A 14076-nucleotide genomic window follows, 5' to 3' on the forward strand; every position below is an offset into this window, starting at 1 on the left:
GGCTCCATATCAGGCATCAAATAAAGGCATAGTGGTCAACCAGTAACACCACAAACAGCGCCATCAGATAGGTGATCGAATATTTGAAGGTGTCCAGCGCTACGCGCCGATCGTCACCGCGCAGCAAGCGTATCGCATACTGCAAAAAGCGCAAGCCAAGCACAAGGGCGCCGACCAGATAAATCATGCCGGACATTCCAGTCACAAACGGTAGCAGGCTAACCGCAAGAAGAATGAGAGTGTACAGCAGGATGTGCAGTTCCGTGTAGTAATTACCGTGGGTCACCGGCAGCATGGGGATGCGGGCCTTGGCATACTCTTCCTTGCGGTGAATCGCCAATGCCCAGAAATGCGGTGGCGTCCAGGCAAAAATAATCAGTACCAGTAGCAGCGCATGGCCATCCACCTGCCCAGTTACCGCAGTCCAGCCCAGCAACGGCGGCATGGCGCCGGCCAGCCCACCAATCACAATATTCTGCGGCGTGGCCCGTTTCAGAAACAGCGTATACACGCCGGCATAACCCACCAGCGACGCTAATGTCAGCCAAGCTGTCAGGCTGTTCACCAGCAACATCAGTATCGCCATACCGCTCAGCGCCAATACGCCTGCGAATAACAGTCCTTCAACACCAGTAATCCGCCCTGTGGCTACCGGGCGTTTGTGAGTACGCGCCATAACAACGTCCACTTTCTGGTCAACCACGTGGTTAATCACCGCGGCCGCGCCGGCCAGTAACGCAATGCCAGCGTTGCCGAACACCAGAACCTGCAAAGACGGCAGACCGGAAACCGCCAGCAGCATGCCAATAACAGAAGTCAGAATCATCATCGCGACGACTTTGGGCTTGGTCAGCTCCAGATAGTCGCGCCAGTGCGCTGCAGCACGGTTACCGGCCGAATGGTCGACAGAATTGTCGACAGAGTTGCCTAAAGAATTGCCAATAGCGTTGGCTGGAACCGGCAAAACGTTCGCTTGCTCACTCATGCCGTTATCTCCTGATGCTTTGCTGAATTCATCGAATTGTTTTTATTGTCTTTCGCGCCCGAAAGTTGTGCCGGCGAGCCCTGGGCCAACTGACACTGGTGCCAGATCAGCTGAATCACGCTCAGCAGCAGCAGCGCACCGGTGGCGTTATGGGCCACGGCGACCGCCAGTGGAATATAGAGAATCACATTGGCCAGGCCAAGCGCAATCTGTGCCAGCAAAACAACTGCTACTACAGCCACTGACTGCCCCAGGCCATTGCGCCGGCGCCGGGCCCACAGCAGCGTCAGTAACACGCTGAAATAAACCATTACAACAACGGCGCCCAGGCGATGGCTGACATGAATAGCCACGCGGCCATCAGCGTTGAGCTGCCCGCCCAGATAATTGGGACCAACATGCTGGGTAATATCAAAGCCGTGGGCAAAGTCCATGTCTTGCGGCCACCACTGGCCACCGCAGGTGGGTAAGTCGGTACAGGCCACGGCGGCATAGTTGGCTGCTGTCCATGCGCCCAAGGCAATCTGCATAATCACCAGCAATAGCCCGCCATAAAGCCAGGGTCGAAGACGCGAGCCCGAGCGGGCAGACGTCAACCCAGCTGTTTGCGGCGACTCGCCCCGAACACGGCTGCGCAACCTTAACACCAGTAGCGCCAGCAAACTCAAGGTGGTAAAGCCTCCCAGCAAATGCAAAGCCACCACCTGAGGCCACAATTTCAGAGTAACGGTCCACATGCCAAACGCGCCTTGCAGCACAATAAAACCGGCTATAAACAGGGGCAGTTTTACCGGGACGTTCAGTTTGCGTTGGCGCACAGCGTAAGCCGCCAGCCCGAACACCAGAAGGCCCAGCATGCCGGCCGCATAGCGGTGAATCATCTCGGGCCAGCCCTTGGCGACATCCACCGGCGTTTCCGGAAAGCGCGCATTGGCGATGGCAATGCTTGTTTCGCTTTGCGGCACCGTCAGAAAACCGTAGCAACCAGGCCAGTCCGGGCAGCCCAGGCCGGCGTGTACCAGCCGGGTCCAGGCGCCGAGCATGATCACCACCACGGCCAGCCCAACGGCCAGCACGGCCAGGCGCAACATCAGGCGGGAGATCCTTGCGGATTCGGTATTGCCGGCGTCATTCTTTGTCATCATCATCCGCCTTAGCCGATTCGCGAAATTTTCAGCAGATGTTTCAGGTCATCCAACACATCGCCCCCCGGTATGCCTGCCGGGTAGCGCATCATAATGTTGCCTAAGGGGTCTACCAGCAGCAGTTGAGGCGCCTGGGAAGGCTCCACGCCCGGAGGCCATACGGGTGTTTGGGCCGGCAACGGCGTAAACCGCTCCATACGCTCAAAGTCTGCCGCCCAGCGCTGGTCCAGAGCCGGTGGCAAGCTTGTCAGGGCCGCACCACGGCTGACCCGCGTGGCGTATTTTCCGAGCGCAATGTTGGTTTGGCGTGTGGTGTACAGCAGTTGTTGGCAAACCTCTGTGCAGTTGCCCGCCACCACCAACAGCAACCACGTGGCGCTGGTTTGCGTTGGGCCGAAACGGGCTGCCAGCGGTGCGCCCTGCGCAGTTTGTAGCTGCAAATTGCTAAGCGGAACAAGAGGCGTCACCAGAGCGCCGTTGTTGGTGTGCTCAGCCGGATTGAGCCAGCCGCCGTAGAACATCGCACTGGCCAGAATAATCGGGCCAAAACCCACCGCCATAAGCAGCAGCGCCATGCGCCGCCCTTTGCGTATCTGCTGCGGACTCATGGACTTGGGCGAAGCTGTCTGGGAAGTCTGCTGGGCCACCGTTGTTGTCATTATTGGCTCCTGAACGGGTCACGGCTGTTGTGGTTAAAGTGTGGTTGATGTGTGGCTAATCTGCGGCTTTACGGTAACTCGCCACTATCGTCAATATAGTCAGCATTAGCGCCAACGCAAACCACTGGGTAGCGTAACCGTAATGGGTCGCAGCGGCCATTCGGTCTGGCGCCCAGTCGGCTCGCAGTGCGCCCGGCTGGTTCTGGTCAGCCAGGCGTAAAATCAACTCGGGCAATTCTGGGACCACGTCTTGCGCCACCTCCGGGGGCAGGCTTTGCACCCGCCTTGGCCAACCACTGCCGGCCTGAACGGCAGCCAGCACGGGTGGTTGGGGAAAGTCTGCCAGGCGTCCGGAAATTTCTATCCGTTCTTGTGTCACCGAGGTTTCCGGCAGCTGCTGACGGGTACGCGGTGCAATTACCCAGCCGCGATTGACCACCAGCGCCGGCCCCTGGAGTGGATAAAACACCGTTAACACCTCGTATCCAGCCATGCCATCGCGGGTGCGATTGTCCAGCAGCCAGGTGGTATCGCCGTATGATCCGTTAAGCTTTACGGGTCGACCTGCATCCAGGCCCTGCTCTACCAGCTGCGGCCAGGCCAGTTCAGACGTCTGCTGGTCCCATTGGCCCTGCTGTTGCTGTTTGAACTCGGCACGCTGCAGCTGCCACACTCCCAAACCCAGTAACAGCGGCAAAAACAAGCCACTGAACAGCATAAGACGCCAATCCCAGTGCCAGTAACGCCGTGGACCCTGCAAATCACCCATGCTTTGCTATAGTGAACAGACCAGCTAACCGAACGGACCTGTACATGTTAAAAACACTCATTGTTACCCTATTACTGGCGGTGATCGTCAGCCTGTTCAGCGGCCTGTTTTTTCTGATTCGCGACGGTGGAAAAACCAATCGCGTTATCAATTCCCTCGCGCTGCGCGTTGCCCTGAGCGTGCTGTTGCTGTTGGTCATTTTGCTGTCGCTCTGGCAAGGCGGCTTAACGCTGAATCCTACACCCTAACTTCAGCCCTGATAGCAGGTCTGACAGCAGGTCTGACAAAGCAGAAGAGCGATGTCAGACCACGTATACAAACACAAACAGCACCAGCCAGACCACGTCTACAAAGTGCCAGTACCAGGCAGTCGCCTCGAACCCGAAGTGGTTGTCAGCAGTGAAATGACCTTTTCTAATGCGTATTAGCATCACAATCAGCATGATGGTGCCCAAAATCACGTGAGCGCCGTGGAACCCGGTCAGCATAAAGAAGGTGCTGCCATAAATTCCGGATTGCAGGGTCAGGTTCAAATCCTGATAGGCGTGCATGTATTCTTCAGCCTGCAGACCCACAAATACCAGCGCCAGAACAATAGTGGCGCCCAGCCACAGCTTCAATTTTTTACGGTTATCGGCCTTTAGCGCATGATGGGCAACGGTAATGGTGAATGACGAGCTCACCAATAAAATGGTGTTTATCAACGGCAAGCCCCACGGCCCTATGACGCCCTTGGGCGCTGGGTACAAGCTGGGGTCGGGCGTGTTAATCAGCGGCCAGGTCGCCTGAAACCCTTCCCACAACATATTCGAGCTACCGCGATCGCCCTCGCCCCCCAGCCAGGGAATGGCAAACACCCGGGCGTAAAACAGGGCGCCAAAAAACGCTGCGAAAAACATGATTTCAGAAAAAATAAACCAGCTCATGCCCCAGCGGAAAGACCGGTCCATTTGTGGGCTGTAAAGGCCAGCGCGGCTTTCACGCACCACGCTGCCAAACCAGCCGAAAATCATATAGGCCATCAATAACAGGCCCACAGTAAAGATCATCCAACCACTGCTGGTACTGGCACCCTGACCGCCGTCGACCATAATAGTGGCTGCGCCGAACAGCGTCGTACCCAGCCCAAACGTAGCAATAATCGGCCACTTGCTTTGATCCGGTACGTAATACTCCTGGTGTTCCGACATAATCAATGCACCTCCGGTGGTGTGGAGAATGTGTGGTAAGGCGCAGGTGAAGGCACGGTCCATTCCAGGCCCTCCGCGCCGTCCCAGGGATTGGCCGCCGCTGGCTCACCGACGCCGCGGGCGCATTTCACGACAATGAACAGGAACAGAAGCTGCGTAGCCCCGAACAGGAAGGCACCTATGCTGGACACCATGTTGAAATCGGCAAATTGCAGGGCGTAATCCGGGATACGCCGCGGCATGCCCGCCAGTCCCAGAAAGTGCATGGGGAAAAACGCCAGGTTCATACCCACGAACGACAGCCAGAAATGGGTCTTGGCCAGGGTTTCGTCATACATGTAGCCGGTCCACTTGGGCAGCCAGAAGTACGCAGAAGCAAAGATGCCAAAGATTGCGCCTGGCACCAGCACGTAGTGGAAATGCGCCACCACAAAGTAGGTGTCGTGGTATTGGAAATCGGCCGGAGCAATGGCCAGCATCAGCCCAGAGAACCCCCCCACAGTGAACAGAATGACGAACGCGATGGCGAACAGCATCGGCGCCTCGAAGGTCAGCGAACCACGGAACATGGTCGCCACCCAGTTAAACACCTTAACCCCGGTGGGTACCGCAATCAGCAAAGTGGCATACATAAAGAACAGCTGGCCGGCGACGGGAATACCCACCGTAAACATGTGGTGGGCCCATACCAGGAACGAAAGCAGCGCAATGGCGCACGTTGCGTACACCATAGAGGCATGGCCAAACAGCGGTTTACGGGAAAACGCCGGAATTATGTGGGAAATAGCGCCGAACGCCGGCAAAATCATGATGTACACCTCGGGGTGCCCGAAGAACCAAAATATATGCTGGAACAGCACCGGATCGCCGCCACCGGAGGCGTCAAAGAAGCTGGTACCGAAGTTGATGTCCATCAGCATCATGGTCAACACGCCTGCCAGCACCGGCATAACCGCCAGTAAAAGAAACGCGGTAATCAGCCAGGTCCACACAAACAGGGGCATTTTCATCAGGGTCATGCCCGGCGCACGCATGTTCAAAATGGTGGCAATCACGTTAATGGCGCCCATAATCGACGACGCACCGGCAATGTGCAGGGCAAATATGAAGTAAGTGGTGCTAGGTGGACCGTAAGTGGTCGACAGCGGCGCGTAGAAGGTCCAGCCGAAGTTGGGGCCGCCGCCGTCCATAAACAGAGTGGATAACAGAATCAGGAAGGAGCAGGGCAGCAACCAAAAGCTCCAGTTGTTCATCCGCGGCAGGGCCATGTCCGGTGCGCCGATCATCAGCGGTAACATCCAGTTAGCCAGGCCCACAAAGGCCGGCATCACCGCACCAAACACCATAATAAGGCCATGCATGGTGGTCATCTGGTTGAAAAATTCCGGCTGTACGATTTGTAGCCCGGGCTGGAACAGTTCGGCGCGGATGACCATGGCCAAGGTGCCGCCCAACAGGAACATAGCAAAACTGAACATCAGGTACATGGACCCGATGTCTTTGTGGTTGGTCGTGAAGAGCCAACGAGTCCAACCCCTGGCTGGGCCGTGATGATCGTGGTTCTGCCCTAAAGAATGCTCTGAGGTGTGAGCGTCTGCAACCGTACTCATAGTATCTCCCGTAACCGCCGTTTTATTCTTGTAGGAGCCTGGGTTGGCAGCGTGACGCCGCCAACGGATCACTGTTGTTGCTGAATCTTGTAATCAAAAATGTCCTTGGGCGTCACCATGTCGCCCACGTTATTACCCCAGGCGTTACGCTCGTAGGTGATGATCGCCGCAATATCGACTTCGCTAAGCTGCTCGCCAAAGGCCTGCATGGCGGTACCGCGTTTGCCGTTAACCACAATATCGATATGGCCAGCTATGTCGCCGACGGCGATAGCACTGCCACGCAGCGCCGGAAACGACGGCGGCAAGCCGCTGCCATCGGCCTGGTGGCAGGCGGCACAAGCGCTTTGATAACTTTGCTCACCGCGCTCCATCAGTTCGTCCATGGTCCATTCTTTTTGTGTCAGTTCTTTTTCTTTCTGCGCTGCCTCGCGCTGCTCACCCATCCAGGTCTGATACTCAGCCAATGGCACGGCCTCTACCACGATCGGCATAAAGCCGTGGTCTTTACCGCACAGCTCGGTGCATTGGCCGCGATAAGTACCTGGCGTATCTACGCGAATCCAGGCTTCGTTGATAAACCCGGGAATGGCGTCTTTTTTCAGGCCAAACTCAGGCACCCACCAGGAGTGGATGACATCGTTTGCAGTCATCAGTAACCGCACTTTCTGGCCCACCGGCACTACTAACGGGTTGTCAACTTCCAGCAGGTAATTCTCACCCTTGGCCTGGCGGTTGTTGATCTGGTCGCGGGGGGTGCTCAGGCTGGAGAAAAAACCAACCTCTTCGTCCAGATAATCGTACTTCCATCGCCACTGGTAGCCGGTGATCTTGATGTCCACATCGGCTTCGGTGGTGTCATACATATCAATCAGCGTAGCGGTGGCTGGAATTGCCATAGCCACAAGAATAACCAAAGGAATGATGGTCCAAAGCACTTCCACCGTGGTGTTCTCGTGGAAGTTCGCGGGTTTGTGACCGCGAGACTTACGATGGGCGAAGATCGACCAGAACATGACGCCGAACACCACAACACCGACGACAACGCAGATCCACAGAATGGTCATGTGCAAGCCGTAAATGTCGTTGCTGGTTTGGGTAACACCGGGGCTCATGTTCATGGTCCAGTCCGCCATGGACATCACCGGGAACAGAGCCAAGCCGCATAGGGCCAAAGCCCGTTTTGCGTGCACACGCATATTGCGTCTCCACATGGATTATTATTGTCGGGTGAAAGACTGCTTTCGAATATCTAGAACACCATTATAGACATAGATAACGAAAAGGCTAACAAACAGCTGAAATTTAACAATGTTATGATTCCAGCGCTTTACCGCTGTGACTATTCTGGATAGCCGTTATGAGGCCCTTGCACCGTTTAACCCGCCTGGATCGCCGATTATGGGCGTTGGCGTGGCCGTTGATGCTCACCAACCTGACTGTCCCGATGCTTGGCCTGGTAGACACCGCCGTGCTGGGGCACCTGCCAGATCCGCAATATCTTGGCGCCGTAGCTTTAGGCGCCAACCTGTTCAGCATTCTGTACTGGACCTTCGGCTTTATGCGGATGGGCACCACCGGTTTGGCGGCTCAAGCCTGGGGCAAACGTGACGAGTACGAGCAGGTGGCACTGCTGGTGCGCTCGCTGTTGCTGGCGGTGGCCATCGGTCTGTTGCTGATTATTTTTCAACAGCCATTGATACACACAGGCCTGGCGCTGATGAACCCCAGCGCCGGCGTGCTGGAACTGGCCTCCGAATACGCCGCCATACGCATCTGGAGCGCGCCGGCGGTGCTGTGCCAGTACACCCTGGTGGGCTGGCTAATTGGTACCCAGTATTCCCGCGGCCCAATGATCATGCTGGTAGTGGCCAACGGCGTGAATCTGGTGCTAGACGTACTTTTTGTGACCGGATTCGGCTGGAACAGCCGCGGTGTGGCCATGGCGACGGTTATCGCGGAATACGGTGCGGCGCTGATTGGGTTGGCGATCGTGTTAAGGCGCATGCCCGAGGGCCAGCGCATGACCCGCGCGCTGATCGGCACCCTTGCAGACTACCTGCGCATACTTCAGGTAAACCGTTTTATTATGGTGCGCACCATCACCTTGCTGCTGGCGTTTGCCTTTTTTACCGCTCAAGGCGCGCGCCAGGGCGACGCTATTCTGGCCGCCAACGCGGTACTGTTTACTTTTCTGCTGGTTATTTCCAACGCTTTGGATGGCTTTGCCAACGCCGCTGAAGCTCTGATAGGCGAGGCCGTCGGCCGTGGCAGCCGGCGCCAGTTCAAAAGGGTATTCGACACCGCCCTGCGCTGGTCGGTTTGGGGTGCCCTGCTGCTGACAGCGCTTTTTGTGCTGGGTGGCCAGATGCTGATCGGGTTATTAACCAGCATCGAATCCGTGCAAATTAACGCCTGGCAGTATTTGCCCTGGGTGTGGCTGCTGCCTTTCACCGCGGTGTGGGGGTTTCTGTTTGACGGCGTTTTCATTGGTGCCACCCAAACCCGCGCCATGCAGAACACCATGCTGTTTGCCGCCCTGGGCGTGTATTTGCCGGTGTGGTGGCTGACCACCGGCTGGGGAAATCACGGGTTGTGGTTTGCGATGATCAGCCTGATGCTGGCGCGAGCCTTGAGTATGGGATTGGTATACCTGCATTTTAATCGTCAGGGGCGCTGGTTTCGTAGAAATGAGGACCCATAACAGCTGCCCGCATCCAGATTAAATTGTTGACGCCCTGGCCGGCAAGGCTGAAATAGTCGTCTACACTTTATTAACATCACAGGCTTCACCCTGCGCCTAACTAGGCCATTTGCCTGCACAACCCATGTACCCGTGACATGAACGGGAGGCGCCTTGCGATCCTTTTACGTATCGACACCGGCAACCGCGCACATGACTCCGAAGGTAGTCTTGGACATCATTGACACTGCAAGGTGCAGGGAAGCCCGCTCAGGCGCTTTTTTGCGCCACCTGCAGCTGCGTGCCCAGGCGCTGCCAACGTGCATCAGCTTTAACAGTCGAGCGCCGGCTAGCTGCCTGTTCCAGTTTTCGGTGGAATACATCGAAACGGCCCCGCGGCTGATTCACGCGGTTGACACCTGCGCCCGCGACGCCGGCCACGAAGGTCTATTCACGCCCTTTCTAGACGCCGCCATCCGTTTTTTTACCAACCCGTCGGTGCTTCTTAGTCGCTATATAGGCCTTGACGGGCTTCTAATCAGCGCCTATCTGTGCCACCGCCTGATGGAAGACATGTACGACAACAACCACAGCTTCCGCCGCAGCCAACTGGTGGATCTGGAGGCCACACGGGCCAACCTGCTGGTACACGAACTCATTGGTGAGCCGTTCGCCAATGAGTTGGACGATGCCGTAGCCATCACCGTGCGGCAGATTGCGGGCAGCCCGGACTACTATGATCTTAACCTGGACCCGTTTGTGGCACAGGCCAACAACGCGGCCTGGGACTCAATGCGACAGTATTGGGAAAACCTGCTAGTGCGTAATCACATTCGCTTTACTCTAGGCAATCGTCGCCGGCGCTAGCCTCTGCTACCTTTAGCATTTGTTATATGACATTCACTAGCTTGCGCCTGACGCCGAAGCGGTTAAGCTGTGCGCTGTTTTTTACCTGCCTCGGGACCAAAACCATGCTTGCCAATACCGATCTTGGAAAACTGATTATCCGCCTCACTCTGGGCGGTCTGCTGCTGTTTCACGGCATCGATAAACTGATGAATGGCGTGGGCTTTATTGAAGCCCAGTTAGTCAGCCATAACCTGCCGGCGTTTCTGGCCTGGGGCGTGATTATTGGTGAAGTCCTGGCCCCGTTGATGATTATTCTGGGTTTTCACACCCGCATAGGCGCCCTGTTGATTGTCGCAAACATGTTGGTGGCCCTGGCCTTGGTGCACAGCCATCAGTTAATGACCCTCAGTGGCAATGGCGGGTTGCAGCTAGAACTGCAGTTTTTCTTTCTGATGAGTGCGGTGGCGGTTTTTTTCTTCGGCTCCGGCCGTTATACCGTCCGCAACTGAGTGCCAAAGAGAAATTCCGTATCTGCTGAAGCTTCACTGAAATCCGACCGCTATTGCCACTTTAAAGGTAAAGGCTGGTGAGCTTGTCGATATGGAAGCAACTCGTGCTAGTCTGCTGGTATACAAGTTCATGGGCGAACCTGGCCGTACCTGACCCCGCCCGGCCCTGCAGGTTCTGCTCCATCGAAAGATTCTGCCCAACCGAAAAGTTCATAGCCAAAATGAAAAATCAAACCGTTTTGCTGCTAGCCTGTTGTCTTTTGCCGGCTTCTTTACTGGCAGATGAGTTGACGGTCAGGGTTCAGCTTGCTGACGGCACTGGTCCGGTCGCTGGCGCTGTGGTGTATATGAATGACGGCAGCAAGCCATCTCCTGTGCGGTCAGCAGTGTCTCAGAGAGACCGAATGTTTCATCCCCACGTGTTGATTCTGCCTGTAGGTTCTAGCGTGGACTTCCCCAATCGAGACAACACCCAGCATCACGTCTATTCTTTTTCGCCGGCAAAAACCTTTAATCTTGAGCTTTATGCTAATAGGCTCGAAGCGCCGGTTGTGTTTGATCAGCCCGGAATTGTAGAGCTTGGCTGTAATATTCACGACCATATGCAGGCTTTTATTGTCGTGGCTAACACTCGTGCAATAGGCCAAACCAATGAGCAGGGCGAGGTAACGATCGCGCTGGACTTTGGCGACGCTCAGGTACCCGGCTCGCTGAACCTGAATATCTGGCACCCACGCCTGCCAGACAATACCAAGCCGGTGGTTCGGGAAATTACGGCCGCCAGCCTGACCAACGCCGGTATCGAAACCGTCAGCATTGAGCTTACGCCCGAGCCAAGTCTCGAAGGCCCGATGAATAATCTTCAAAAGCGATTTCAGAACCTTTGATGGGCGGACTGACTAGCCGCATAGGATTTCGCGGTCGCCTGGTTACGGCCATGGTTGCGCTGGTTGCTCTGGTAAGCCTGCTGATCGGTGCGCTGATGATGGTGTACCTGTTTGAAGACGAAAACCGCCGCGCCCTGGAACAGCTCACAATCGCCGAGCGCCTTACCACCGAAGTGCTTGAACGCCGCACTGATCTTGAGCTTTCCCGTCTGAATGTCGTTGTCCGTGACTTTGGTTTTCGCTCTGCGATTGCCAGCGGCGATCCGGCAACTCTAAACAGCGCTCTTGAAAACCACAGCGGGCGCGTAGACGCGGATTTTGCATTGCTGCTGGACAGCCAAGGACAGCTGCTGGCCTCTACGCTGACCCAAAAGGCGCCCGACATCAACGAAATGCAACTGGCTACGGCGCGTAAAAGCGGTGTTGCCCGTTCACTGCTGACTATTGATCAGCGTGGCTATGAGATGCTGGTCATTCCCATAGAAGCGCCTGGGTTAAGAGCCTGGCTGGTTGCCGGTTTCGAACTGGATCAGGAACTGGCAAACATCATCACCCGGCTAAGTGGCAGTTCGGTTATTTTCCGAGCGAGTCCGAACGGCCCTGGCGGTTTCATCAACTTTGCTACGTCCTCCGATATCGACAGTACCGAAGACCCCGCACTAAACGGAACTGAGAGTAACCAGAACTTTATCAAAAGCGATCGCTACTTCACCCGCATACTGGATCTGGGAGGTTTCGGGCAAATTTCATTCGAAGCGGTTCTTCTGACCAGCCGGGAAGCGAGCCGGCAAAACTACTGCAGCCGAGCCTTGGAAATAGCCCTGCTGGTCACTGTCATCATGGCACTGGCGATATTACTGGCACTCCTTACCGCCAGGCATCTCGGCCGGCCAGTGTTACAACTTGCCGATTATGCCCGGGCAGTGGGCCACGGAGACAACCCTCCGGCTCCTGATATCCGCACTGGCGGCGAGCTGAGGCAGCTCAGGGATACGCTTCGTGACACCTTGGCCCGGCTTATCCGGCGCGAAGGAGAAATCCGCAATGCCGCAACCCATGACGAAGTCACCGGGCTAGGCAACCGCAACGCTTTGATGCAATCAGCCAAAGATAGCTTTGACGCCGGTAAACCCTGCAGCCTGATCGGCCTGCGCGTGAGCGACCTATCGGACATCAACGATACACTCGGTTTGGCATTCGGCGACAAAGTCCTGCTTGGCCTCTCACAACGGCTGCGTGATGAACTTCCCGATGCCGGCATAATTGCTCGCACGGGGGGCGGAGAATTCCTGACATTGATTCCACAGCTCGGCCCGGAAGCACTGGCTCTGCGAGCGCAAGCTCTGCATGACACCGTAGTAGCGCCGCGGAATATTGAAAATACCCCGTTTTCCCTGCGCACTCATCTGATAACACTGCAATTGCCCGCAGACGCCAGCAATAACAGCGAGCTGAGAAGGCGCGTAAACCTGACCTTCGAACACGCCTTCCGGCAGGGCGTTGCGGTCACACGGTACGAGCGTGGGCGGGATGAAGACCATCTACGTGAGCTGAAACTGGTTTCTGACCTGCACAGTGCCGTTCGCAACAATGGCCTGCACATGAACTACCAACCCAAACTGGACAATAGCACCGGGCAGCTACTTCAGGTGGAGGCCCTGGTGCGCTGGATACACCCGGAGTTGGGCTTTATATCACCGGAAGAAGCCATGGCGACACTGAATCGCCTGCGTAACCTAGGCGTAACTCTTTCCATTGACGACTTTGGCACCGGCTATTCCTCGCTATCACAGCTGCGCAAGCTACCCGTTCAGGAACTGAAGATAGACAAATCTTTCGTTCTGAAGTTGAACGCCGAACCTCAGGATCCGTTGATTGTAAAATCCACTATCGATATGGCCCACGGGCTTGGACTAAAAGTAGTTGCCGAGGGTATCGAGAATCTGGAAACCTGGAAATTGCTGCAGGCCTGGGGCTGCGATGTCGGCCAGGGGTTTTATCTGAGCCGTCCGGTTTCTGCGGATAAGCTTGCGCAGACGGTTGCGGCCCTGGCAGAACGCCAGCAGGAACTAAGTGGAATTACGCCGGAGCATTCGCCATGACACGTTTTTCCAGCAAACCGGGTGTTGTGGTATTCCCGCTCTTGCTGACCCTGGGGATTATTGCAACGACCCCGGTCTCTGCGGATGTTGGCAGTCGCCTCTGGGCAACCGGCGGCGTCACTGCTATAGAAGGCAGCGCCGGCGGCGGGTTAGTGCCTTGGGCTTTGCTTGGAAGCTACGCAAGTGATGAAGAATGGGGTGGAACTGTGGCCATAAGTCGGGCCGAGGTGGATGACTACACGCTCGCGGTTGTGGGTGCCGGTTTGGACTGGAACAATCGGATCGAAGTTACATTTGCTCGGTAGACCCTGGATCTGGGCAGCCTGAAACAGGATGAACTCAATCAGGATATTTTCGGGGTGAAAGTACGGCTGATGGGAGACGCTCTCTACAGCCCTTGGGGCCAGTGGTCTGCCGGCGTACAACATAAACGGCAGCGAGATTTCACGGTGCCGGAAGCCATCGGTGCACGGGACGACAGCGGCGGCGACCTCAATAATAGCTATGAGTTTATGGCCGAAGCCGGATAACCTGAGCTTTGCCCGCGAAGACGACTGGTGGGACCTGTTTATTGCCTGGGTACCGGACCGTAGACTGGCCGTAACGGCAGCGTTCGTTAATCTGGATGATGTCGCAACCCTAAAAGACCAGCAGGGTGTTTATCTGTCTCTGCAGGGGGGTTTCTGAT

The 14076-nt window shown here is 56.1% G+C and carries 14 protein-coding genes and 1 pseudogene; 8 read left to right on the forward strand and 7 right to left on the reverse strand.

Translation table 11 applies throughout. The features are described from left to right. Positions 1–16: 16 nt before the first annotated feature. From cyoE to ATG98_RS07265, 4 genes are read right to left on the reverse strand one after another with little or no spacing between them, the layout of a single operon-like run. Positions 17–985, reverse strand: a complete 969-nt coding sequence (gene cyoE / locus ATG98_RS07250) for a heme o synthase (protein ID WP_098422512.1) — start codon at positions 983–985, stop codon at positions 17–19. Further along, positions 982–2127 carry a COX15/CtaA family protein gene (locus ATG98_RS07255; protein WP_098422513.1) on the reverse strand — a complete coding sequence of 382 codons (1146 nt, stop codon included), beginning with the start codon at positions 2125–2127 and terminating at the stop codon, positions 982–984. Before ATG98_RS07255 ends, cyoE begins: the two co-directional genes overlap by 4 nt. An 11-nt stretch (positions 2128–2138) precedes the next feature. Beyond that, a complete protein-coding gene (locus tag ATG98_RS07260) occupies positions 2139–2789 on the reverse strand; it encodes a hypothetical protein (protein ID WP_098422514.1) in 651 nt (216 codons plus the stop codon). 55 nt (positions 2790–2844) lie between these two features. Then, a complete protein-coding gene (locus ATG98_RS07265; RefSeq protein WP_323807750.1) occupies positions 2845–3558 on the reverse strand; it encodes an SURF1 family protein in 714 nt (237 codons plus the stop codon). Positions 3559–3602: 44 nt separating this feature from the next. Here ATG98_RS07265 and ATG98_RS07270 point away from each other — a divergent pair, with 44 nt between their 5' ends. Further along, entirely contained in the window at positions 3603–3806 is a 204-nt protein-coding gene (locus tag ATG98_RS07270; RefSeq protein ID WP_014869383.1) for a twin transmembrane helix small protein, read from the forward strand. 54 nt (positions 3807–3860) lie between these two features. On the opposite strand, the gene ATG98_RS07275 is transcribed toward ATG98_RS07270, so the two are convergent. The 3 genes from ATG98_RS07275 to coxB form a co-directional block, all read right to left on the reverse strand. Further along, positions 3861–4748: a cytochrome c oxidase subunit 3 gene (locus ATG98_RS07275; protein WP_098422516.1), complete on the reverse strand. Its 888-nt coding sequence runs from the start codon at positions 4746–4748 to the stop codon at positions 3861–3863. Between the two features lie 2 nt (positions 4749–4750). Further along, positions 4751–6358: a cytochrome c oxidase subunit I gene (ctaD, locus tag ATG98_RS07280; protein WP_098422517.1), complete on the reverse strand. Its 1608-nt coding sequence runs from the start codon at positions 6356–6358 to the stop codon at positions 4751–4753. Between the two features lie 68 nt (positions 6359–6426). Beyond that, positions 6427–7557, reverse strand: a complete 1131-nt coding sequence (coxB, locus tag ATG98_RS07285) for a cytochrome c oxidase subunit II (protein ID WP_098422518.1) — start codon at positions 7555–7557, stop codon at positions 6427–6429. Between the two features lie 161 nt (positions 7558–7718). On the opposite strand from coxB, the gene ATG98_RS07290 reads away from it, so the two are divergent. From ATG98_RS07290 to ATG98_RS22930, 7 genes and pseudogenes are all read left to right on the forward strand, one after another. Further along, positions 7719–9062 carry an MATE family efflux transporter gene (locus ATG98_RS07290; protein ID WP_098422519.1) on the forward strand — a complete coding sequence of 448 codons (1344 nt, stop codon included), beginning with the start codon at positions 7719–7721 and terminating at the stop codon, positions 9060–9062. 192 nt (positions 9063–9254) lie between these two features. Beyond that, on the forward strand, positions 9255–9908 hold the full coding sequence (locus ATG98_RS07295; protein ID WP_098422520.1) for a hypothetical protein: 654 nt from the start codon (positions 9255–9257) through the stop codon (positions 9906–9908). A gap of 104 nt (positions 9909–10012) precedes the next feature. Next, on the forward strand, positions 10013–10399 hold the full coding sequence (locus tag ATG98_RS07300) for a DoxX family protein (protein ID WP_098421774.1): 387 nt from the start codon (positions 10013–10015) through the stop codon (positions 10397–10399). Positions 10400–10803: 404 nt separating this feature from the next. Next, entirely contained in the window at positions 10804–11286 is a 483-nt protein-coding gene (locus ATG98_RS07305; protein WP_228706052.1) for a methylamine utilization protein, read from the forward strand. After that, entirely contained in the window at positions 11286–13388 is a 2103-nt protein-coding gene (locus ATG98_RS07310) for an EAL domain-containing protein (protein ID WP_098422522.1), read from the forward strand. The genes ATG98_RS07305 and ATG98_RS07310 overlap by 1 nt, the downstream gene beginning before the upstream one ends. After that, positions 13385–13918: pseudogene (locus tag ATG98_RS07315) on the forward strand (DUF3034 family protein). Before ATG98_RS07310 ends, ATG98_RS07315 begins: the two are co-directional and overlap by 4 nt. Then, positions 13893–14075, forward strand: coding sequence for a DUF3034 family protein (locus ATG98_RS22930; RefSeq protein WP_416376569.1), 183 nt, complete (start codon positions 13893–13895; stop codon positions 14073–14075). The pseudogene ATG98_RS07315 and the gene ATG98_RS22930 overlap by 26 nt, the downstream one beginning before the upstream one ends. The last annotated feature ends 1 nt before the right edge of the window (position 14076 follow it).

Origin of the sequence: Marinobacter sp. LV10R520-4 (assembly GCF_002563815.1) — a bacterium.
Taxonomy (GTDB): Bacteria; Pseudomonadota; Gammaproteobacteria; order Pseudomonadales; family Oleiphilaceae; genus Marinobacter.